Genomic DNA, 22,425 nt, shown 5'->3' on the forward strand with positions numbered 1-22,425 from the left:
TGACATGAAAAACTTTTTCGAAAAACTCCGCGTCGAGGACTGGGTGGTGGTCTGGGTCTCGATCCCGCTGCTGCTGCTTGCGGCACTCATCCCCACCGACCTACCGCGTGTGCCCTCGACCCTTGTGGGCGAAGTGGCATGGTATAACATCGGCCTGCTGTTCGCCATCGTGCTGGTGGTGCTCTATGTCGGCAGCCTGATGCTGCGGCGCCCCCTCAAGGGAATCCTGCCGTCACTGGTCGTGATTTTCGCCATCTCGCTGCTGGCACAGGTTGTCGCCAAGATTCCGGAGGTGTCGTACTACGGCTTCGAATCGGTCTTCTTCTCGGTGCTGTTCGGACTGCTGATCCGCAACGTGTGGCACGTCCCCGCGTGGATGAAACCCGCCATTCAGGGCGAGTTCTTCATCAAGATCGGCGTGGTGTGCCTCGGGGCCACGATCCTTTTCAGCGACGTGATGAAATCGGGGATTTTCGGACTCGTGCAGGCCTGCCTCGTGGTGGCTGTCGTATGGTTTTTCGCCTTCCGGTTCTCGCGCCGCATGAAGGTCGACGAACGTTCGGCGATGATCCTTGCAAGCGGACTCTCGATCTGCGGAGTCTCGGCCGCGATCACCGCGGCCCGCGTGGTCGGGGGCGACAACCGAAAACTGCCCTACATCGTTTCGCTGGTGCTGATCGTCGTCGTGCCGATGATCTACCTCATGCCGTGGCTGGCAAAACTGACCCTGCCCTACCTGTTCGCTCCCGAAGTGGCCGAGGAGGTCGCCGGGGCATGGATCGGCGGCACGATCGACACCACGTCGGGCGTCGCGGCATCGAGCATGATCGTCGGCGAGGTCGCCAACCAGCACGCCGTGATCATCAAGGCGGCACAGAACGTACTGATCGGCGTGGTGGCGTTCTTCATCGCGCTTTACCTCTCGACCCGCGGCGAAAAGGGCGGGCAGGCTCCCTCGCTGGGTATCGTGTGGGAGAAGTTCCCCAAATTCATCCTCGGATTCGTCGCCGCATCGCTTGTCTTCAGCATCTGCCAGTCGAACGGGCTCTTCACGCCGGGCAGCAACGGCAAGCTGATCGAACCGGGTATGGCGAAGATGTTCTCGACGATCTTCTTCTCACTGGCCTTCGTCTGCATCGGCCTCGACACGCGCCTCAAGGAGATCGTTTCGAAGGAGAACCGCAACATCCTCCAGTCGTTCTTCGTGGCCCAGTCGTTCAATATCGTCGCGACGTTCCTCATCGCCTGCCTGCTCTTCGGGCTCCTCAAACCGGCACTTTCTTAAAGCTCCACCAAGTGCCGGGACAGAGGCGGAAGCAGACCGACAGAGGCTGAGATCGAGGCTGAAGCCGGGCAGACCGGGATCTTTCGGGATCGGGTCTTGCGCGACGGTCGTCCGAAAACCGGCTCCGGGAGAGGCTCGCCCTGTCGGAGAGCGTCATCCGCAAACACCACATCCGCATACACCGAAAACCTCCCCTTTTGAAGGGGAGGTTTTCGGCATAAGGAGAGAAGCCGCGGATCGGGAGCATTCGGGTGATCCCCGCCCGGGCTTACCGGAATCGTTTTCGGAAGAAATAGGCTTTCTGCCGCCGCTTTTCGTCCTGCGACCGGGCGACATAGACTTTCTCGTGCGTATAGGGATTCTCGCCCGTGTAGAACATCACCGACGAGAGGGTCATCGGCGTGGGCGTGAGGTCCTGCACCTGCTCGAGGTTGAAGTGCATTTTCCCCAGCACCTTCTCCGACAGCGATTTCATGTCGCGCTCGGTGCATCCCGGATGCGAGGAGATGAAGTAAGGGATCAGCTGATAGGGCAGCTGTTCCCGGCGGCAGATGCGATGGAAGTCGGCGGTCAGCCCCTCGAAAAGCGCGAACGGAGGTTTGCGCATCAGGCGCAGCACGTTATCCTCGGTGTGTTCGGGTGCCACTTTAAGTCGTCCCGAGGTGTGATACTTCAGCACCGTCTCCAGATAGGGCGAGCGGTCGAACAGATCGTAGCGGATGCCGCTGCCGATAAAGGCTTTCCTGATGCCTTTGACGGCGCGGATTTTTTCATACAGGGCCAACAGCGGCCGGTGGTCGTTGTCGAGATTGGGACACATCTTCGGGTGGAGGCACGACGCACGGCGGCATTTGCGGCACAGCTCCCGGTTGCGGCCGCCCATGCGGTACATGTTGGCCGAGGGGGCCCCGACATCCGAAAGATAACCCTTGAAACCGGGCGACTTCACGATGCGCTCCACCTCGGCGAGGATCGACCGCTCACTGCGCGAATTGATGAACTTGCCCTGGTGGGCCGAAATGGTGCAGAACGAACAGCCGCCGAAGCATCCGCGGTGAATGTTGACCGAATGACGGATCATCTCCCAGGCCGGGATCTCCCCCTTGCCCGTGTAACGCGGATGCGGGGCACGCTCGTAGGGAAGGTCGAACGAATGGTCCAGCTCCTCGGTCGTGAGTGTCGTGTTGGCGGGCGTCACGACTACATACCGGTCGCCGACGGCCTCCACAAGCGTCGCCGTAGGCTCCATCAGGTTGCTCTGGGTCTCGATGACGGTGAAATTCTCCCCGAAGGCGGCCTTGTCGCCGACGCACTCCTCGTAGCTGCGGAGGCGGATCGTCGTGGCGGGATCGAGCCGCGCGACATAGTTTTCGTCGGAGAGGAAGGCCACCTGCCGGATCTTGCGCAGCAGTTTGGCGTTATAGCCGTTGCGCATGGCCCGGGCTACCTGCTGCACGACCCGCTCGCCCATGCCGTAGATCAGGAGATCAGCCCCCGATTCGGCCAGGATGGAGGGTTTCAGCGCATTGCTCCAGTAGTCGTAGTGGGTCAGGCGGCGCAGCGAGGCTTCGATGCCCCCGATGACCACCGGGACATGAGGGTAGAGGCGTTTGAGGATTTGCGAGTAGACCGTCACGGCGTAGTCGGGACGGAAACCCGCCTTGCCGCCGGGCGTGTAGGCGTCGTCGTGACGCAGGCGGAGGTTGGCGGTGTAATGGTTGACCATCGAGTCCATCGAGCCGCCCGAAATGCCGAAAAAGAGGCGCGGCATGCCCAGTTTCCGAAAGTCGCGCAGGTCGTCGCGCCAGTTGGGCTGGGGGACGATCGCCACACGGTAGCCCTCGGCTTCGAGCAGACGCCCCACGACGGCCGCCCCGAAAGCCGGGTGGTCGATGTAGGCGTCGCCCGAGAAGAGGATTACGTCGAGCTGTTCCCATCCGCGTTCGCGGACCTCCTTGATCGTGGTCGGTAAAAACAAGATTGTATGTTATTTTGTTCGGTTACTGTTGCTTTTCGTTCGTTCGCCGCCGTTCGCCTCCCTGCCGCGGGCAAGGCCGCCCTCCCGACCGCAGCGGCAGGCGCATGCAGCCGCCCGCAAAGCCGGGCCGCCACGCATCGCCGAGGACCGTCGACCGCATCCGAAAGAGCTTGCGCCCCGCGTCCGGAGAGGGGGAGGCATCAATCATCCCCGTTTTCCCGGGCCGCAGAAGTGTAAACATCCCACTTGGCCAGCAGGGACCGGAAATCGTCCGGGAGCGGACTTTCGAACAACACGTTTTCGTGCGTCGCGGGGTGTTCGAAGCCCAGCAGGCGGGCATGCAGCGCGTGGCGCGGCATCACCGCGAAGCAGTTCTCGATGAACTGCCGGTATTTGGCAAAGGTCGTGCCCTTGAGGATGCGGTCGCCGCCATAGCGTTCGTCGTTGAACAGCGGGTGCCCGATCCATGCCATGTGGACGCGGATCTGATGCGTGCGCCCCGTTTCGAGACGGCACTCCACCAAGGTCACATAGCCGTAGCGCCGCAGCACCTTCCAGTGCGTCACGGCATGCTTGCCCTCCGATCCGTCGGCGAAGACGAACATCTTCTGCCGGTCGCGGGGACTGCGCCCGATGTTGCCCGTGATCGTCCCCTCGTCCTCCTCGAAATTACCCCACACCAGGGCCACATAGCGGCGCAGGATCGTGTGGTCGAAAAACTGTTTGGCCAGCCGCGCGTGGGTCTGCTCGTCCTTGGCGATCACCAGCAGTCCCGAGGTGTTCTTGTCGATGCGGTGCACCAGCCCCGCGCGGTTCTGCTCCTCGGCCGGGATTCCCTGCCGGTTGAGGTGGTACATCAGCGCGTTGACCAGCGTGCCGCTGTAATTGCCCACCCCCGGATGCACGACCAGACCGGCCGGTTTGTCGACCAGCAGCAGCCACTTGTCTTCGTAGGGGATGTCGAGCGGAATATCTTCGGCGACGAGTTCCACCTCGCGCCGCGGGTAGGGCATCACGATCCGGATGAGGTCCAGCGGCTTGACCTTGTAGCTCGACTTGGCCGCCTTGCCGTTGACGAGGATGTTCCCGCTGTCGGCCGCTGCCTGAATGCGGTTGCGCGAGCAGTGCTCCATCCTCACGGTCAGGAATTTGTCCAGCCGCATGGGGGTTTGGCCCTTGTCGACCGTCACCGCAAAGTGTTCGTAGAGGCCCGCTTCTTCTTCGTCCTCCGCATCCGCCGGAACGCCATCCAGTTCCGGGTCGTCAATGGGGTATCTGTCGGTCATCAGTCGAAAAATCCCTCGTTATCGTTTGCAGACGGTTCCTCGGCGGGCTGCACCGAGGCATCCTCCAGAAGCGTCCGGGCGAGCGAGTCGGCCCGCAGTTGCTCCGCGGCCCGGCGCTCTGCGGCGGCAGCGGCAGCCTGCTTCTCGGCCTCGGCCCGGTAGCGGGAGAGTTTCTTCCCGTCGAGCGTCAGCCGCAGGTTGACCTTCGCGCCCAGCACTGCGCTGCGCTCGGCACCCGGTGTCTGGATGTAGACGCGCGTATCCTTCTGGTTGAGCAGGTTGACCCCTTCGTCGAAATCCACGCGCCCGACGTTGAGTCCCAGTTCCCAGAGGCGGCCCTTGGCCTGCGCCAACGGCATCCCCACCAGCCGCGGCACGATCGTCGTGCCGTAGTCCTCCTCGACTCCCACATAGAGCGTCACGCCGGAACCCATTTCGGCCTCCATGCGGGTTGCGGGACCCACGGGTTTGCCGTCGCAATACTCCTCCAGCACGTAGTTCGTGGCCATATCGGGCCGGTAGACCAGCTCGGCGATCTCCAGTCCGGCGATTTCGAGCATGTTCTTGGCCTGCCGCAGCGATCGCCCGGCCACGTAGGGCACGGGGACCATCTTCTGGCGGAAGGAGTTGATCGTGATGTAGACCGTGCGTCCGGGTTTCACCTCGACGCCCCCTTCGGGCAGCTGGTCGAGGACGATGCCCCCTTCGTAGGCGGGGACGAACAGCGAGTCGTTGATGTGCAGCTGCAGGTCGTGTCTGCGGGCGATGCTCCGGGCCTCGTCGAGCGGCACGCCCGAGAAGTCGGGCACGGTGCGCCGTGCGCCGTGGCATGTGCCCAGTTGCATGAGAAAGTGCGCAGCGACGGCCATCGCGAGGATGATCGCCGCAATCAGCGTGAGGTTCCACAGCAGCGGATGCCGCCGGAGCCGGGACAGGTAATTCTGGGGTTTCTCCATAGATCGCAGGTTATTTCGGAGCCTTCCGGTAAAGGTAGGCGGCGATGCCGAGGTAAATGATATTGGGCAGCCATACGGCCAGCCCGGGCGGGAGGGTGCCGCTCTTGGCAAACTCCTCGAAAAAGCGGTTGAAAAGGATGTACGAGAAGCAGAGTCCCGTGCCGATGCCGATGTGCAGTCCCGTGCCGCCGCGGACCTTGCGCGAGGAGAGCGACACGCCGATCAGCGTCAGAATGAACGTCGAGAGCGGATAGGCATAGCGCGCGTGCTGCTCGACCTCGATGAGGTTGATCGAGTCGGAGCCTTTGGCCCGCTGCTGGTCGAGGAAGGCGTTCAGTTCCGAGATGTTCATCGTCTGGATCAGGTCGTTGATCTCGCCCAGCTCGGTGGCCTCGAGGTTGATCAGCGTGTCGAGGTTGCGGAACTGCTCGAACTCCTCCGTGCCCTCGGAGTCGAACTTCCGTTTGGTGTAGCGCGGGGCGGTCCAGCGTTTGGTCTCGGGGTTGAACTTGGCGTCCGCGGCTTCGAGCGAGTGGGTCATCGTGCCGCTCTCGTAGCGTTCCAGCACGAGGAACGAGGCCTGGTGGGCGCCGTCGTTGTAGCCGCGGATGTAGGCGAAGATACCCGGCTCGATCTGCCGGTAGATGTGGCGGTCGTATTTGGTGTTCTGCTTGCGTTTGATGTACTGCTGCTCGAAGGCGACGATGTGCCGCTGCGAAATGGGGATCAGCCAGAGGTTGAGCGTCAGCGACAGCGAGGCGATGATCAGCGCCCCGAGGAAGTAGGGCCACATCAGCCGGCGGAACGACATGCCCCCCGAGAGCATGGCCACGATCTCGGTCTGGTAGGCCATCTTCGAGGTGAAGAAGATGCAGGCGATGAAGGTGAACAGACCGCTGAACTGGTTGATGAAGTAGGGAATGAAGTTGAGGTAGTAGTCGAGGATGATCGATTTCAGGGGTGCATGCAATTCCGTGAAGTCGTCGATCTTCTCCACATAGTCGAAGACCACCACGATCACGATGATCATGGCGATGGCGAAGAAATAGGTCGACAGGAACTTGCCCAGTATGTAACGGTCCAGAATCCGGAACCCCGGAAAACGCAGTTTCATCTCTTCGGTTGTCAATATTTTTCGAATGCGATCCATTCCGTCTGGTCCGGATCGTCAATCGCAGGTCGTGCAAATTGGTATAGCTCTCCACAGCCGTGGACGACGGCCGTATCGCCTTCAAAGCGGATGAACGACCAGTAGATGCCGTCCTCATCGAAGACGCACTGGTCGGGGCTGAATTTCGAATCGTCGATTTTCAGCGGTTCGGCGCTCTCGGCGCGGTTGTCGGGGACCATGTAGGCGGTGTGTCCCCGCGCGTTGGACATCATGCGGATATGCTGCGCAAAGAGTCCGCCGCATTCGCTGAAGCGCAGGCGGGCGGCCCGGCAATAGACGAATCCCGGCTCGATGTTGAACGTATAGCTGTGCCGGTTGGTACCCGCTTCGAAGCTGATGGTTCCGTCTTCGCAGCGGCATCTCGTGCCCAGACTCCACTGCTGGAGGCAGGAGCCGATCTCCAGCGGCGAGGCTTTCAGCATCTCGTAGGGAGCGACGATTGCGACGTTTTCAATCTTTTCAAGCATCCGTTCGCGGCCCTCGACCACGATGCGCAGCCGTCCGTCGGGCTGCACGGTTCCCGGGTCGATGCACTGCCGCGCTTCTCCGGGTCGGTGGACATGCTGCAGGAGCACCGAGTCGGGCGAGAAGACGGTCTTGCCCAGCAGCACGGTGTCCGTGGCATCCATGCGCTGCAGGAAGGAGGTCATCGTGTTTTCGTTGCATTCGAAGAGCAGTGCAAAGCGTTCCGTGCGAAGCAGTTCGCAATCCCTGTCGGCCCAAACGCCGACAGCCGAAGGAGCCGCAGCCGGCCTGTTCCCCGAGCAGGAGACACCGGTCAGCAGGACCCACAGCCCGAACAGGATGACTTGGATCTTTGCATTCATGATCTTTTTACATTAAAATTGTCCGATAAAAGTCTCTTTACAATCTTCGCGTCAGTTTGGCGACCATCCCCTCCTTCCAGGCCTTGAAATCCCCGGCGAGGATGTGCTCGCGAGCCTCCCCGACCAACCGCAGGTAGAAGGAGATGTTGTGCAGCGAGGCGATCTCGGCCGCAAGCATCTCGCCACAGACGCAGAGGTGGTGCAGATAGGCTTTCGAGTAGAGCCGGTCGACGAAGGCCGTGCCCGCAGAGTCGATGGGCGAAAAGTCGTCCTCCCACTTCTTGTTGCGGATGTTGATGATGCCCTCGGCGGTGAACAGCTGCCCGTTGCGGCCGTTGCGCGTCGGCATCACGCAGTCGAACATGTCCACCCCGCGCTCGATGCCTTCGAGGATGTTCACCGGTGTGCCTACGCCCATCAGATAGCGCGGACGGTCCTCCGGCAGAATGGCGTTGACCACTTCGATCATCTCGTACATGACCTCCGTAGGTTCGCCCACGGCCAGTCCGCCGATGGCGTAACCGTCGGCGTCGTACTGCTTCACGTTCTCCGCAGCCCGGGCGCGCAGGTCCGGGTAGGTGCATCCCTGCACGATGGGGAACAGCGCCTGGTAATGGCCGTATTTGGGACTGGTCCGGTGATACTGGTTGAAACACCTATCGAGCCACCGCTCCGTGAGGCCGAGCGACTTGGCGGCATATTCGCGCGGGGCGTCGCCCGGGGGACATTCGTCGAAGGCCATCATGATGTCGGCACCGATCGTGCGTTCGGTATCGATGACGCTTTCGGGCGTGAAGAGGTGCTTCGAACCGTCGATGTGCGACCGGAAATGGCATCCCTCCTCCTTCAGCTTGCGGCATGCGGCCAGCGAAAAGACCTGAAAACCGCCGCTGTCGGTGAGCATCGGGCCCTCCCAGGTCGAGAAGCGGTGCACGCCGCCGGCACGTTCGAGGATATCCATGCCAGGACGCAGGTAGAGGTGGTAGGTGTTGGCCAGAATGATCTGGGCACGGGCCTCGTCACGCACGTCGCGGTGGAAAATGCCCTTCACCGTCGCAGCCGTGCCCACGGGCATGAAAATCGGGGTGCGGACGACGCCGTGGTCGGTCTGCAGTGCCCCCGCGCGGGCGTGCGACGAAGGGTCTTTATGTTCCAGGGTGAATTTCATACTCATATATTCGGCAAAAATACACAAAATATTCGTATCTTTGCGCATATTTCGACAATATGCAATTCTTCGAACAAATTCTGTCGTGCTACGGCTGGGAGGGGTTGGCCCTCGCGGGAGCGATGCTCCTGATGTTCGGCGTACAGTTATACTACTATATCTTCGTCTACGGCCGTATCCCCGGCTACAAGAACAACCGCCGTCCGCAGACGATAGACCACGAGCCGCCCGTGTCGGTGGTGGTGCCCCTCTTCTCGGAGGACTATTCGTTCGTCGAGGAGCGTCTGCCGCTGATTCTGGCCCAGAACTACCCCGATTTCGAGGTGGTGATCGTCTACGTGGGCCACAGTTCCGATTTCCACGAGGACCTCGTGCGACTGAAACAGTCGTTTCCGCAGATCACGACCACCAAGATCCACCTCGACCCCCGTTTCCCGATTTCGCGCAAGATGGCGCTCAACGTCGGCATCAAGTCGGCCCATTACGAGTGTATGATCTTCACCTCGACCGACGCCGTGCCGCAGACCGACCGCTGGCTGTCGCTGATGGCCAAGGGATTCATGCGCGGCGAAATCGTCGTGGGATACTGCGGCATGGAGCACGGAAAGGGATTGGCAAACTACATGATGCGCGCCTGGAGGATGATGCACTCGGCCAACTGGATCGCCCGGGCCGTGCGGCGCCGCGCCTACCGCGCAACTCTCCACAACTACGGATTCACCAAGAGCCTCTATTTCGGGGCTAACGGATTCAGCCACCTCAACATGAACATCGGCGAGGACGACCTGTTCCTGCAACAGGTCATGACGCGCGACAACGTGAGCGTGATCCTCTCGCCCCGCGCCTCGCTGCGCCAAAAAATGTGGGGCGGCATGAGCTGGTGGATGAGCCAACTGCGCTATTTCGATTCGGCGTTCCGGTTCTATCCCCGCGCCGTGAAAACCTTCGTCCGCTGGGAGATCGGCTCCCGGGTGCTCTTTTTCGCCACGGCGATCTGCGCCCTTGCGGTCATGCCTCCGGAGTACAAGCTCGGCGCGCTGCTGCTGGCCCTCGTCCGCTATGCGGTCGTGGCCCTTGAAGTGCGCCGCATCGCGCGGCGGCTGGGCGAGGACGGCATGGCCGGGCGCTACTTCATCTACGACCTGCTCGGCCCGCTGTGGGCCGCGGCACTGGGGGCGATGCTGCTCCGCCGTGACAACCGCGTATGGAGATAGCCGACTATATCGTAGCCGAAGACCGGGAGCTGGTCGACCGGGTGCTCAAGGGCGACAACGACGCCTTCGAGTACCTTTTCAACCGCTACCGCGACGCCATTCACCGGCTGTTCGTACAGCGGCTCGGCGGTGTGAACGATGCCGACGACCTGCTGCAGGAGACCTTCATCAAGGTCTACATCAACCTCCACCGTTACAGCGCCGACTACACCTTCGGGCAATGGGTCTACACCATTGCGCGCAACACGTTCATCGACTTCGTGCGCCGCCGTCAGGAAGACCTGCCGATCGACGAACGGTTCACCGCTCCGGCATCGAGCGCCCCGACCCCCGAGGAGAGTGTCATCAACCTCCAGCAGCGCACGCAGATCGAGCACTACCTCGAACGCCTCGCGCCCCGCTACCGGCAGCTGATCCTGATGCGCTTCTTCGAGGAGTACTCCTACGAGGAGATCGCCGCGAAGCTGACGCTGCCGCTCGGAACCGTGAAAACCCAGATACACCGCGCCCGCGAACAGATGTGCAAACTGATCGCGCAGGGCGAGAACAAGTAAGTCTATGGAATTGATCGAAAAATATTTCCCGGAGATTACCGACGAACAGCGGGAGCGGTTTGCGGCGTTGTATGGGCTTTACGCCGACTGGAACGCCAAGATCAACGTCGTATCGCGCAAGGACTTCGACCAGCTCTACCTGCGCCACGTACTGCACTCACTGGCCATCGCCAAGGTCTGCACGTTCGCCGACGGCGCGCGGATTCTGGATGTGGGGTGCGGCGGCGGATTTCCCTCCGTACCGCTGGCGATCCTCTTCCCCGGGGCGCATTTCACGGCCGCTGACTCCATCCGCAAGAAGATAACCGTGGTCGAAGGGGTCGCGGTGGGCCTCGGGCTGGACAACCTCACGCCCCGCTGCGTGCGGGTCGAGACCCTGACAGAGCGATTCGACTACGTCGTATCGCGCGCTGTGACGGCCATGCCCGAATTCGTCGGCTGGATCTGGAACCGGCTCGAAAAGGGACAGCAGGGGTCGCTGCCCAACGGCATCCTCTACCTCAAGGGCGGCGACCTGGCCGAAGAGCTGGCCCTGACCGGCAAACGGTGGTACATCTACGACATTCCGCGCTTCTTCGACGAGGAGTTTTTCGAGACCAAGAAGGTGGTCTACACCCCGAGGTAGCGGGCAGAAGCGGAGTAAAAAGGGGGGGGGCTTTTGGAGCGCTTCCGCACCGCACAAAAGTTCTCTGCCGGCATCCCGGAGCGCGACCGCACCGCACTGAGGCCCTCCGCCGGCGACCGCGCCGGGCAACACCGGGAGGGGCTTCGTTCCGACCTCCCTAAGGCTGCTTCCGGGTCGGCTTCTGTCCGGCGATGATCGTGCGGAGGTTGTCAATGAAGGTCCGGGCATCGGCGGCACCTTGGATACGTCCCAGCAGTTCGCCCCGGGTGTCGAACACGAGGTAGAGCGGAATGGAGCCGCTGCCGTAACGCTTCATCAGTTGGCGGCCCGTGGTTTTGTCCGTGTCGTATTTGGCCGCCACAAAGTGCTGATCCATGAATTCCCCGACATCCTTGCGCGAGAAGACCTCCCGCTCCATCATCCGGCACGGGGGACACCAGTTGGCATAGAGGTCGATGAAGACCAGCTTGCCCTGTTTTATCGCCAGTTCGCGCACGGCGTCCGTCGATTGGGTCTCGAATTTCACCTGTGCCTGCGCCACGCCCGTTCCGAAGGCCAGCAGCAGCAGAAAGATCATCTTTTTCATATAATGTATTTTTTCGGTGACAGAAGCAAAAACCGGACCGACCGTTGCCCCCCACAAGGGCGCCCGGAAGCAGCACGACGACGCGGCGACTGCTACCAACGGCGCGGCAGGACCTTCCAACGGTGCGGCAGGGACTTTCGGCAGTACGGCAAGGCCTTCCGGCGGCGCGGAGGGTCCTTTGCCCCTTCTAAATTCCGGAGTTCTCCCGGGTGCTGAGCAGGCCGCAGGCGGCCTGGATATCTTCGCCCCGCGAGGCGCGGATCGTGGTCTGGATACCGCGGGCGGTCAGCGCATCGCGGAACCGGACCATCGCCTCGTCGTTAGGCGAGAAGTAGGGCGAGCCCGGAATCCGGTGGAAGCGGATCAGGTTGATGCGGCACTTGATGCCGTTTAGCAGGCGCGTCAACTCGCGGATGTGGCGCGGGGAGTCGTTCAGCCCGCTCATCACGATGTATTCGAACGACACCCGCCGCTGGTGGGTGAAGTCATACTCGCGCAGGATCGCAACGACTTCGGCGATCGGCCACGCCCGTTCGACGGGCATGATCTCCATCCGCTCTTCGCGGAAGGGGTTGTGCAGGCTGACGGCCAGGTGGACCTTCGTCGCATCGAGGAAACGCCGCAATTCGGGCACGACGCCCGACGTGGAGAGCGTGATGCGTGTCGGCGACCAGCCGAAACCCCACTCGGAGGTGAGGATTTCGAGCGCCCGCAACACCTCCCCGGTATTGTCGAGCGGTTCGCCCATACCCATAAATACAAGGTTCGTGAGTTTCTCGCGCTCGGGCAGCGAAACCACCTGATTGAGGATCTCGGCCGCCGAGAGCGACTGCTGAAGCCCCTGCCGCCCCGTGGCGCAGAAGCGGCAGCCCATGCGGCAGCCGGCCTGCGACGAAACGCAGAGCGTGGCCCGCTCCCCGTCGGGGATGTAGGCCGACTCGACATAATGTCCCCCAAAGGTGCGGAACAGGTATTTCTTCGTGCCGTCGGCCGACTCGGTGACGCGCACCGGAGCGCTCAGCGCCGGTGAAAAGCGCTCGGCAAGCCGCTGGCGGTGCACCGCGGCGATGTCGGTCATCCGCAACGGGTCCTCCGTGTGGCGGACGTAGAGCCAGCGGGCGATCTGCCGCGCGGCGAAACGCGGCATGCCCAACTCGCCGCAAAGGGCTGCAAGCTGGTCGGAAGTTTTGCCGTATAACGATTCCTGATGTGCCATTCCTGGGTTTCCGCGAAGTGTTTACAGCGACAAAAGTAGGCAAAAAATGAAGATTTTTGTGTCCGTATGTTCATTTTTGAATTTTTATCCATATATTTGTGGTGCATAGCGCCCCTATGCCCGTTTTTCTGCCCGAACAATTAAAAAATTATTGAGATAAATGGAAATTAAGAAATCACCCAAAGCGGACCTCCGGAACAAGCGGGGTCTATTGCTCGAAATCGGTCTGATCATTTCGCTTTGCCTCGTGATCGGGGCTTTCGCCTACACCCCGAAGGAGCGCAAGATTGAAAAAATTGATTTGCAGACCGCCATCGTCGAGGAGCAGATCATCGAGGTTACCCGCCAGGACCAGAAGCCGCCCGAGCCCCCCAAGCGCGTGGAGGTGAAGGTTATCGCCGACCTGCTGGAGGTCGTCACCAACGACACGCAGATCTCCACCGAAGTGGACTTCGCAGAGTTCGACGAGAATACCGAAGTGATTCAGCAGGTCGAGGTGGCCGAGGAGACCATCGAGGACGACCAGCCGTTCCTGATCGCCGAGACCATGCCTTCGTTCCAGGGCGGCGACCTCAATACGTTCCGCAACTGGGTGCAGCAGAACGTGAAGTTCCCCCAGATCGCTCTCGAAAACGGTATCCAGGGCCGCGTGGTACTCTCGTTCGTGATCGAGAAGGACGGCCGTCTGACCAATATCCAGGTGCTCCAGACGCCCGACCGTTCGCTCTCCGAGGAGGCCATCCGCGTACTGAACAAGTCCCCGAAGTGGAGCCCCGGCAAACAGCGCAACCAGGTGGTCCGCGTGAAATATACCCTGCCGGTAGACTTCCGCGTACAGAACTAAATTCCGGGACGGGAAGAGTCGCCCGACAGTCGCGACGGAACTTTTTGAGGGTATCCTGCTTTCGGGCGGATACCCTTATTTATAGCACCATATTTGCAACACATTGCCCCATCCCCGGCAGAAGCCGGAGTTGAAACCGCAATAAAACAGAATTGCTTTGGAAGAAAATAAACTGAATCCTCAGCCTGACGCTGCGGCCAATTGCCGCGAGCGCGCCGTGCTGGTCGCCGTCATCCGCGACAACCAGGACCCGCGGCAGACCGAGGAGTTTCTCGACGAACTGGAGTTTCTGGCCGAAACGGCCGACATCCGTTCGGTGAAACGCTTCACCCAGCGGCTGGCACAGCCTTCGTCACGCATCTATGTCGGCCCCGGCAAACTGGAGGAGATCGCCTCGTATTGCCGGGAGCATGAGATCGACGTGGTGATCTTCGACGACGAACTGACTCCCTCGCAGACGCGCAACATCGAAAAGGAGATGCCCTGCCGCCTGCTGGACCGCACGCGTCTGATCCTCGACATCTTCATGTCGCGGGCCCGGACAGCCTATGCCAAGACGCAGGTGCAGCTGGCCAACTACGAATACATGCTCCCCCGGCTGTCGGGCCTGTGGACCCACCTCGAACGCCAGAGGGGCGGCACGGGGACCCGCGGCGGCGCCGGAGAGCGCGAAATCGAAACCGACCGGCGGATCATCCGCAACCGCATCGCCAAACTGAAAGAGGACCTCAAGAAGATCGACCGTCAGATGGCCGTGCAGCGCTCGAACCGCGGCGCAATGGTCCGGGTGGCCCTGGTCGGATATACCAACGTGGGCAAGTCGACGCTGATGAACCTGATTTCAAAAAGCGAGGTCTTCGCCGAAAACAAGCTCTTCGCCACACTCGACACGACGGTCCGCAAGGTGGTTTTCGACAACCTGCCCTTCCTGCTGTCGGACACGGTGGGATTCATCCGCAAACTGCCCACGGAGCTGATCGAATCGTTCAAATCGACGTTGGACGAGGTTCGCGAAGCCGACCTGCTGGTTCATGTGGTGGACATTTCGCACCCCCAGTTCGAGGAGCAGATCGCTGTGGTGAAGCAGACCCTGCAGGAGATCGGTGCGGGCGACAAACCCGTCTATCTGGTTTTCAACAAGGTCGATGCCTATACCTATATCGAGAAGGAGGCGGACGACCTGACGCCCGCCACGCGCGAGAATCTTTCGCTGGAGGATCTGAAAAAGAGCTGGATCGCACGGGCCAACACGCCCTGCATCTTCCTTTCGGCCCTGGCGAAGACCAATCTGGAAAAATTCCGCTCGGATTTGTACGGCATGGTGCGAGAGATACACGCCGGGCGCTATCCGTTCAACAATTTCCTCTACTGACAACCAAACCCACTCAAATCATGACGTTGCATATACTCTCCCAGCAGAACACCGTTCTCAATAAATTCATCGCCGAAATCCGGGACAAGCGGATCCAGAAGGATTCGATGCGCTTCCGCCGCAACATGGAGCGCATCGGCGAGGTCACGGCCTACGAAATTTCGAAAGCCTTCAGCTACAAACCCTGCGTTGTAGAGACGCCGCTGGGGGAAGCGTCCGTCGAGATGATAGACGAGCAGATCGTGGTGGCGACGATCCTCCGCGCCGGACTTCCCTACCATCAGGGATTTCTCAACTACTTCGACGATGCCCAGAACGCCTTCGTCTCGGCCTATCGCAAGAGCACCAAGGACGGCAAGTTCACCGTGAAGGTCGAATACATCTCGTGCGGAAGTCTTGAAGGCAAGACCTTGCTGCTGGTCGATCCGATGCTGGCCACAGGCTCGTCGCTCGTGCTGACCTACAATGCCCTGTGTGAAAAGGGCGGCACTCCGGCCCATACCCACGTTGCCGCGGTCATCGCCAGCGAACAGGGCCTTGACTATGCCATGAAGAACATGCCGCGGCAGACCACCACGATCTGGACGGCCGTCGTCGACGAGGAGCTGACTTCGCGCTCCTACATCGTTCCCGGCATCGGAGATGCGGGTGACTTGGCCTACGGCGAGAAAATATAGGTTCCTGAAGGGAGGAGCCCGAGGGCCTGCGGTGCTCGCCCGTCCCGAATGGAAAACACCGCCCATGCCCCATCGGCACCGGATTTCCCGATGCCCCATGCCGTTGTATCTCCCGAATCAAAAACGAGTTTCGCATTAGCTGACATGATGAAAAGAAAACTTACGTTCCTCGCAGCCGTGTTCTGCGCGACCCTCCTTGCGATGGCCGTGCAGAAACCCGTCTTTATGGCGTGGTATGGCGCAGAGGCGGCCGGAGCGGGCTTCGGAGGCTGGCTCGAGGTGCTGTGGCACGGGCTGAAGCTCGACACGGCCGTTGCGGGTTATGTCACCGCACTGCCGATTCTGGCCGTGCTCCTCTCGCTGTGGGTGCATCTTCCCGAACGGGTGTGGCGAGGTGTGCTGACCGCCTATTTTGCGCTGATCGCCGTGGTGACGGCCGTGATCTTCGCCGTCGACATCGCACTGTACGAACATTGGGGATTCCGCCTCGATGCTACCGTGCTGATTTACCTGGCCGATCCGAAGGAGGCGATGGCGAGCGTCGATTTCTGGCTCGGCGTGCGGCAGACCCTGCTGGCCGTAGCCTATGCCGCGCTGATGTTCGCGGCTTACAGGCGCATCCTGCGCATTTTCGACGGACGACCCGTCGGCTGGCAGCTGGCGCTGCCCGGAAGCCTCATCGTCATCGCACTCGCGGGATGCGACTTCCTGGCGATCCGCGGCGGGATGGGGGCCTCGGTGGCCAATGTCTCGAAGGTCTATTTCAGCCCCGTGGCATTTCTGAACCATGCGGCCACCAATCCCGTTTTCTCGTTCCTGTCCAGTCTCGGGGACCATGCCGACTATGCCGGAGAATACCCCTTCTTCGACGAAGAGACGCGGGCCGCGAAGTTCGACACCCTGCGGGGCACCCGCCCGGCTGCAGGCCCTGCCGAGCGGGTGCTCGACACGCTGCGGCCCAATGTGGTGATCGTCATTCTGGAGAGCTTCGCCCGGACGGTGATGGATGCCGAGGTCGACGGAGAGGCTGTCATGCCCAACATGCAGCGGCTGAAAGGCGAAGGCATCTGGTTCGAGAATTTCTTCGCCAATTCGTTCCGCACCGACCGCGGTGAGGTGGCGATTTTGAGCGGATTCCCGGCGCAGACGCGCATGTCGATCATGAAACTCCCGACCAAGAGCCGCAATCTGCCCTCGGTGGCGCGTTCGCTCGCGGGAGCGGGTTACAGGACGAGTTTCGCCTATGGCGGCGACCTCAATTTCACCAACCAGGCCTCCTACATGTACGCCACGGGATGGCAGGAGCTGATCTGGCAGAAAGACCTGCATTTCGACACCCCGGCCTCGGACTGGGGCTACGACGATGCGCTGATGTGCGACTGGTTTGCCGACCGCGTGATCGCATTGAGCGAATCCCGGGAGCCGTTTCTCGCAGGGCTGCTGACCTTGAGCAGCCACAAGCCCTTCGATGTCCCCTACGCGAAGTTCGAGGACAAGGTGCTGAATGCAATGGCCTTTTCGGACGACTGTGTGGGGAAGATGATCGACCGTCTGAAGGCTTCGCCCGCGTGGGAAAACCTGCTCGTCGTGCTGGTCGCCGACCACGGCTATCCCTTCCCGCGGACGCTGGCCTACAACGAGCCGCTGCGCCACCGCATCCCGATGATCTGGACGGGAGGAGCCGTCGCCGGGCCACGCACGGTGGAGGAGTATGCCTCGCAGATCGACATTGCCGCGACGCTGCTTGCCCAGCTGGGTGTTCCGCACGGCGATTTCGACTACAGCAAGGACATTTTCACACCCTCGCCCCTGAAGTTCGCCTACTACACCTTCAACGACGGATTCGGCGTGGTCGACGCCCTGGGCGAGGCGGTGTGGGATGCGACGGGCAACCGCGTCGTGACGGAGACCAATCCCGAACTGCTCGACGTGGGACGAACGATGCTGCAGACAACCTACGTGGACATCGGACGTCGATGAAAATACCCCTTTTTAGGTATTGCGACACGAGGGTTGTCCACATATATTTGTGCACGGAAAATAATACCTACGTTTATGTATAAAAATGGTGGATATGCGGGTGATGACCGGATGTGCGATCTGGTCTGCGACCGCTATGCCGTATTGCAGGTGATGAGCCGTTTCGGCATCGCCCTGGGATTCGGCGACAAGACCATCGCCGAAGTATGCGCCGAGAGCAAGGTGGACGCCACGACGTTCCTCGCCGTGGTGAACATGCTGATGAACTTCGGCAACGGCACCGAACTGGCCGGCGAGGTCTCGGTCCGCTCGCTGACCGACTATCTGCACAACTCCCACAGCTATTTCCTGGACTTCCGGCTCCCGGCCATCCGGCGGAAGTTGATCGAGGCGGTCGACTGCGCTCAAAGCGACGTTTCGTTCGCCATCATGCGCTTTTTCGACGAGTATGCCGCCGAAGTTCAGCGCCACATGTCCTACGAGGAGCAGACCGTGTTCCCGTATGTCGAGTCGCTGCTCTCGGGCGAAAAGAACACGGCCTATTCGATCGAGATCTTCCGCCGCCAGCACGACCAGATCGACATCAAGCTGCGCGAGCTGAAGAATATCATCATCAAATACTACCCCTCGGGCAGCACAAACGAACTCAATGGCGTGCTGTTCGACATCTTCAACTGCGAGCACGAACTCAGCTCGCACAACGCCGTGGAGGACGAACTCTTCATCCCGGCCGTCGAGCAGCTGGCGGCAGCGGGCCCCCACACCGTGAAACCCGAACCGTTGAGCGCCCGGGAAAAAGAGATCATCGTCTGCGTGGTCAAGGGAATGACCAACAAACAGATTGCCGATGCCCTCTGCATCTCGGCCCACACCGTGATCACCCATCGCCGCAACATCGCCGCGAAGTTGCAGATACACTCCGCAGCCGGACTCACGATCTATGCCATCGTCAACAAACTGGTGGAACTCTCCGAAATCAAGGACACCATAACCGACTCGCAGGCATGACACACGACCACCACCACGAGCACAAACACACAATTACATCGCTCAACAGGGCCTTCCTGCTGGGCATTGCGCTCAACGTGGCTTTCGTCGTTATAGAATTCGCCATCGGCCTTTCCTACGGCTCGATGGGCCTGCTGTCCGATGCCGGGCACAATCTCTCGGACGTCGCCAGCCTGCTGCTGGCCATGCTGGCCTTCCGGCTGGCACAGGCGCAGGCCACACCCCGCTACACCTACGGCTACAAGAAAAGCACGGTGCTGATCTCGCTGCTGAACTCGGTGATTCTGCTGATCGCCGTGGGGGTCATCGTCGCCGAGAGTATCGGCCGCATGCTGCATCCCGAAGCGGTCGAGGGCGGCGCCATCGCCTGGACAGCAGGCGTCGGGGTGGCGATCAACGGCTTCACGGCGTGGCTGTTCCTGAAGGACAAGGACCGGGACCTGAACGTCAAGGGCGCCTATCTGCACATGGCGGCCGATGCGCTGGTGTCGGTCGGGGTGCTCGTTTCGGGACTCGTGATTTCGTGGACGGGATGGACGATCGTCGACCCCATCGTGGGACTGGCCGTCGCTGCGGTGATTGTGGCTTCGGTCTGGTCGCTGACACGCGACAGCCTGCGTCTGTCGCTCGACGGGGTTCCCCGGGAGATCGACCTGCCCGCAATCGGGCGGCAAATGGAGCAGGTTCCGGGCGTGAAGGCCGTCCACCACATCCATGTCTGGGCGATCAGCACGACGGAAAATGCCATGACGGCCCATGTCGTGCTCGAAAACCTCTCCTGCATGGAGCGGGTGAAACACGACCTGAAAGAGCTCCTGAACCATGCCGGAATTCCCCATGCAACGCTCGAATTCGAATCTGCGGCCGAGCAGTGCGACGACCTGCACGACTGACGGGTCCCTCCGGGCCGAATCGGGCCATTTAAAGGCAAAATTCCGACCCTGATCTCAGGGTCGGAATTGTTTTCCCGGGGACGGACACAAACTCTCATACAAGCAGAAAAAAAGGGTTAGAAACGGATTGCGCCGCAACCCTCCGAAGAGGAGGTGTCCAAAGGAGCAGAGCGCGCGGGGAGGCCGGACAGATCGGAGGCAGTCAGACAGATCGGGACGGCAGGAACGCCGGGCAGGCGGAATCGGCCGGATTAGCAGGCCCGACGGGGGCAGTCGGACAGATCGGGGAGGCTGGCCGCCTTTGCGCTACGGCACGGGGTCATAGCCGCTGCCGCCCCACGGATGGCACCTCGACAGGCGCCGCAAGGTGAGCCACAGCCCTTTCAGAGGGCCGTATTTACGCAGAGCTTCGAGCGCATACTGCGAACAGGTCGGGGTAAACCGGCACGAGGGGGGCGTGAAGGGCGAGATACAGAGCTGGTAGCACCTCACCAGCCCGATCAGCGGCAGGGCGCAGGCTCGTTTAAAGATGCTCCACGACCGACTCCAGAATCCTGCGGACTGCATTTGCGACGGTTTTATAAGGCAGCACCTCCTTCGACGAATAGATCAGCGCCAGATCCAGATTGACCGGTTCTCCGTCGTGCAGCAACTGCTTCTGCCGGCGGTAGGCCTCCTTCGTGCGGCGGCGCAGCAGATTGCGTTTGTTGGCCCGCTTGTGGAACTTTTTGGGGACCGAAAAGAGCACCTCGACCGATCGCTCGGTGTCGGGCTCCGCAAACCACACGTAGCGAAACGGGAAGATGAAGCCGCTCTCGCCGCTCTCGAACAGACGGCGCACGGCCCCGAGCGAACGGAGCCTTTCGGTACGGGGTAGCGAGCGTGCAGGCATGGCGGCAGGGGTTTTCGGCCCTTATTTGCGCGTTTCCGCGGCCGGACGGCGCGTGCGTCCCTTCTTGGCCAGCTTGTGCTGCTGGTTACGAATGAACTCCTCCTTGCGGGCGTCGGTCACCAGCTCCACCGGCTCGATCTCCTCGCCGTCCTGCACCTTTTGCAGGTAGATGTCGATGGCCTTGACCATCGAGGGGGCTTCGGGTGTCGGAGCGTTGGCCAGCACGGTGATGCCGGCCTCGAGGGCGGCGCGCAACGTGCCTTCGCCGAATACCGCCACGGCGGGCAGTCCGTCGGTTCCGAACTTCTCGATGAGGGCTTTCACATCCGAGGGCGAATAGAGCGCTAGGAGGTCGTAGCCGGCCATTTTGACGTCGTCCAGGTCCCCGGCGACCGTACGGGCCAGGATGACGGGATCGAACGAGAGTTTGAGCTTGGCAAGCGTCTCCGGCAACTCGGGTTTGTGGGGTTCGCTCAGCGCCAGCAGGAATTTTTCCTCCTTATGCTTGATGATCAGTTCGATGAGCGAAGTGAACGAGCCGTCGGCAAACGAGATCTTGCGTTTGCGGTAGACGATGTATTTCTGCAGGTAGAGCGCCACGGCCTCCGTCTGGCAGATGTATTTCATGGTTTCGGGCACGGTGATGCGCGCCTCTTCGCAGATATGGAAAAAACTGTCGACTGTCGTACGTGATGTGAATATGACGGCCGTATGCGTGAGTATTTCGACCCTTTGGGCACGGAACTCCTTCAGGGAGACGCCCTCTACGCGGATGAAGGGCCGATAGGCGATTTCCACGTGGTGTTTCTGGGACAATTCGTAGAACGGGGACTTTTCGATGACAGCGGGCCTCGGCTGCGAAACTAATACACTCTTTACTTTCAATGTCGCGAATTGATTTAGGTTTGTCTTTGCCGTTTCATCTTGCTACAAGCAGCCATAATAGGCTGACAGGGAAGACTTCCACGGTGCAAAGGTACAAAAACCAATGCAAAATCGAAACTTTTTTGGAAAGAAACAGGTTTAATGTCTCCTTGAGGTATAAGACGACCGCTGCGGCCAATTCGACGGCGACGATGCTAAACCAGACGCCGCCCGTGCCCGGCGGGCAGAGGACGAAGAGCAGCAACGGAGGCGAAATGAGGATCATACCGAGGGCGAAACAGGTGCGTTTGAGCAGGATGAGCTGCGCGATGAAGGGCTGCGAGAGGGTCAGGGCTCCGGCCAGCCGGATGACGACAGACTGACAGGCGACTACGCCCAGCGAGGCGAGCGAAACCAGCAGGCTCAAGATCAGGGCTGCCCTCTGCGGAACGGACGCCGCAAACTGCCCGGGCATCAGCATGTCGCCGTATTTGACCGCCGCGACACCCAGAAAGAGCAGGCCGATGGCGGTGGAGACATTCAGAAAACGGGAGTAACCGCCTCCGCCCGTCTCCTCGGTGAGGCGTTTCCCCGAGGCGGCATCGCGCGAAATGCGTCCCAGCAGCATGTGCACGTCGCCCAGGTTGCGATAGAGCAGCATGGCGTAGGCCGCGGCGAGCAGCAGCACGAAACCCTGGAAAAAGGCGTTTTCCGTGAGCGCCGGAGGCGGTGCGAGCGGGATCCGCGCAGGGTCTGCGAGGGTGGATTGTGCTCCGAAAACGGCGGCGGAGGTCGTGTCGCGCCATTGGGAAGGGGCTGCGTCGGTCGCCGCAGCGAAAAACGGCGCGGGAGCTCCGTCCGCAAAGGCCGGATCTGCCAAGATCGAATCCGCAAAAGACAGTTCCGCACGGAGCGTATCCGCCCCCGGAGTGTCTTCGGTCCGGGCCGGAACTTCCGGAACTTCCGGAGTTCCGGACAGCGAATCCACCGCAGGTTCTGCAGTTTGCCTATGTACCGGCGAGGAGTTCA

22 protein-coding genes are annotated in these 22,425 nt (G+C 61.0%); 10 read left to right on the forward strand and 12 right to left on the reverse strand.

Annotated features, from left to right (window positions below; translation table 11 throughout):
- The first annotated feature begins 4 nt into the window (after window positions 1–4).
- Window positions 5–1,285 carry a putative sulfate exporter family transporter gene (locus tag QZ460_RS03470; protein WP_290540205.1) on the forward strand — a complete coding sequence of 427 codons (1,281 nt, stop codon included), beginning with the start codon at window positions 5–7 and terminating at the stop codon, window positions 1,283–1,285.
- Window positions 1,286–1,553: 268 nt separating this feature from the next.
- Here QZ460_RS03470 and QZ460_RS03475 read toward each other — a convergent pair whose 3' ends face one another.
- The 6 genes from QZ460_RS03475 to tgt all read right to left on the reverse strand — a co-directional run bounded on the left by QZ460_RS03475 (window position 1,554) and on the right by tgt (window position 8,671).
- Window positions 1,554–3,263: a YgiQ family radical SAM protein gene (locus QZ460_RS03475; RefSeq protein ID WP_290540206.1), complete on the reverse strand. Its 1,710-nt coding sequence runs from the start codon at window positions 3,261–3,263 to the stop codon at window positions 1,554–1,556.
- A 200-nt stretch (window positions 3,264–3,463) separates the two neighbouring features.
- The gene (locus QZ460_RS03480) at window positions 3,464–4,549 is read right to left on the reverse strand and encodes an RluA family pseudouridine synthase (protein ID WP_290540207.1); all 1,086 of its coding nucleotides are present in this window, start codon (window positions 4,547–4,549) and stop codon (window positions 3,464–3,466) included.
- Window positions 4,549–5,505 carry a PASTA domain-containing protein gene (locus QZ460_RS03485; RefSeq protein WP_290540208.1) on the reverse strand — a complete coding sequence of 319 codons (957 nt, stop codon included), beginning with the start codon at window positions 5,503–5,505 and terminating at the stop codon, window positions 4,549–4,551. The genes QZ460_RS03480 and QZ460_RS03485 overlap by 1 nt, the downstream gene beginning before the upstream one ends.
- 10 nt (window positions 5,506–5,515) lie before the next feature.
- On the reverse strand, window positions 5,516–6,619 hold the full coding sequence (locus QZ460_RS03490; RefSeq protein ID WP_290540209.1) for an LptF/LptG family permease: 1,104 nt from the start codon (window positions 6,617–6,619) through the stop codon (window positions 5,516–5,518).
- An 11-nt stretch (window positions 6,620–6,630) separates the two neighbouring features.
- Window positions 6,631–7,503 (reverse strand): hypothetical protein, encoded by an 873-nt coding sequence (locus tag QZ460_RS03495; RefSeq protein WP_290540210.1) that lies wholly within the window; start codon window positions 7,501–7,503, stop codon window positions 6,631–6,633.
- Window positions 7,504–7,540: 37 nt separating this feature from the next.
- Window positions 7,541–8,671 (reverse strand): tRNA guanosine(34) transglycosylase Tgt, encoded by a 1,131-nt coding sequence (tgt, locus tag QZ460_RS03500; RefSeq protein WP_290540211.1) that lies wholly within the window; start codon window positions 8,669–8,671, stop codon window positions 7,541–7,543.
- Window positions 8,672–8,730: 59 nt separating this feature from the next.
- Between tgt and QZ460_RS03505 the strand changes: the two genes are divergently transcribed.
- Genes QZ460_RS03505 through QZ460_RS03515 form a run of 3 tightly spaced genes read left to right on the forward strand, consistent with a single transcriptional unit; the run spans window position 8,731 to window position 11,064 of the window.
- A complete protein-coding gene (locus QZ460_RS03505; RefSeq protein ID WP_290540212.1) occupies window positions 8,731–9,885 on the forward strand; it encodes a glycosyltransferase in 1,155 nt (384 codons plus the stop codon).
- Window positions 9,876–10,439, forward strand: a complete 564-nt coding sequence (locus QZ460_RS03510) for an RNA polymerase sigma factor (protein ID WP_290540213.1) — start codon at window positions 9,876–9,878, stop codon at window positions 10,437–10,439. Before QZ460_RS03505 ends, QZ460_RS03510 begins: the two co-directional genes overlap by 10 nt.
- A gap of 4 nt (window positions 10,440–10,443) precedes the next feature.
- On the forward strand, window positions 10,444–11,064 hold the full coding sequence (locus tag QZ460_RS03515) for a 16S rRNA (guanine(527)-N(7))-methyltransferase RsmG (RefSeq protein WP_290540214.1): 621 nt from the start codon (window positions 10,444–10,446) through the stop codon (window positions 11,062–11,064).
- Window positions 11,065–11,221: 157 nt separating this feature from the next.
- On the opposite strand, the gene QZ460_RS03520 is transcribed toward QZ460_RS03515, so the two are convergent.
- Window positions 11,222–11,650, reverse strand: coding sequence for a thioredoxin family protein (locus QZ460_RS03520; protein ID WP_290540215.1), 429 nt, complete (start codon window positions 11,648–11,650; stop codon window positions 11,222–11,224).
- A gap of 187 nt (window positions 11,651–11,837) precedes the next feature.
- Entirely contained in the window at window positions 11,838–12,866 is a 1,029-nt protein-coding gene (rlmN, locus tag QZ460_RS03525) for a 23S rRNA (adenine(2503)-C(2))-methyltransferase RlmN (protein WP_290540216.1), read from the reverse strand.
- 160 nt (window positions 12,867–13,026) lie between these two features.
- Here rlmN and QZ460_RS03530 point away from each other — a divergent pair, with 160 nt between their 5' ends.
- From QZ460_RS03530 to QZ460_RS03555, 6 genes are all read left to right on the forward strand, one after another.
- Complete coding sequence (locus QZ460_RS03530) at window positions 13,027–13,710, forward strand: energy transducer TonB (protein WP_290540217.1); 684 nt, start codon at window positions 13,027–13,029, stop codon at window positions 13,708–13,710.
- A 157-nt stretch (window positions 13,711–13,867) separates the two neighbouring features.
- Entirely contained in the window at window positions 13,868–15,082 is a 1,215-nt protein-coding gene (gene hflX, locus QZ460_RS03535; RefSeq protein WP_290540218.1) for a GTPase HflX, read from the forward strand.
- A gap of 20 nt (window positions 15,083–15,102) precedes the next feature.
- Window positions 15,103–15,759 (forward strand): uracil phosphoribosyltransferase, encoded by a 657-nt coding sequence (gene upp, locus QZ460_RS03540; RefSeq protein ID WP_290540219.1) that lies wholly within the window; start codon window positions 15,103–15,105, stop codon window positions 15,757–15,759.
- Window positions 15,760–15,906: 147 nt separating this feature from the next.
- Entirely contained in the window at window positions 15,907–17,739 is a 1,833-nt protein-coding gene (locus QZ460_RS03545; protein WP_290540220.1) for an LTA synthase family protein, read from the forward strand.
- A gap of 75 nt (window positions 17,740–17,814) precedes the next feature.
- Window positions 17,815–18,747, forward strand: a complete 933-nt coding sequence (locus tag QZ460_RS03550; protein ID WP_290540221.1) for a helix-turn-helix transcriptional regulator — start codon at window positions 17,815–17,817, stop codon at window positions 18,745–18,747.
- A complete protein-coding gene (locus QZ460_RS03555; protein WP_290540222.1) occupies window positions 18,744–19,640 on the forward strand; it encodes a cation diffusion facilitator family transporter in 897 nt (298 codons plus the stop codon). Before QZ460_RS03550 ends, QZ460_RS03555 begins: the two co-directional genes overlap by 4 nt.
- Window positions 19,641–19,946: 306 nt before the next feature.
- On the opposite strand, the gene yidD is transcribed toward QZ460_RS03555, so the two are convergent.
- The 4 genes from yidD to QZ460_RS03575 are packed head-to-tail and all read right to left on the reverse strand — an operon-like array spanning window position 19,947 to window position 22,384.
- Complete coding sequence (gene yidD / locus QZ460_RS03560) at window positions 19,947–20,207, reverse strand: membrane protein insertion efficiency factor YidD (RefSeq protein WP_290540223.1); 261 nt, start codon at window positions 20,205–20,207, stop codon at window positions 19,947–19,949.
- Window positions 20,164–20,532, reverse strand: a complete 369-nt coding sequence (locus QZ460_RS03565; protein WP_290540224.1) for a ribonuclease P protein component — start codon at window positions 20,530–20,532, stop codon at window positions 20,164–20,166. Before QZ460_RS03565 ends, yidD begins: the two co-directional genes overlap by 44 nt.
- A 21-nt stretch (window positions 20,533–20,553) precedes the next feature.
- Window positions 20,554–21,417 carry a uroporphyrinogen-III synthase gene (locus tag QZ460_RS03570; RefSeq protein WP_290540225.1) on the reverse strand — a complete coding sequence of 288 codons (864 nt, stop codon included), beginning with the start codon at window positions 21,415–21,417 and terminating at the stop codon, window positions 20,554–20,556.
- A gap of 34 nt (window positions 21,418–21,451) precedes the next feature.
- Window positions 21,452–22,384: a DUF4271 domain-containing protein gene (locus QZ460_RS03575; protein ID WP_290540226.1), complete on the reverse strand. Its 933-nt coding sequence runs from the start codon at window positions 22,382–22,384 to the stop codon at window positions 21,452–21,454.
- Between the last annotated feature and the right edge of the window lie 41 nt (window positions 22,385–22,425).

This window comes from Alistipes sp. (genome assembly GCF_020026455.1).
Lineage (GTDB): Bacteria > Bacteroidota > Bacteroidia > Bacteroidales > Rikenellaceae > Alistipes.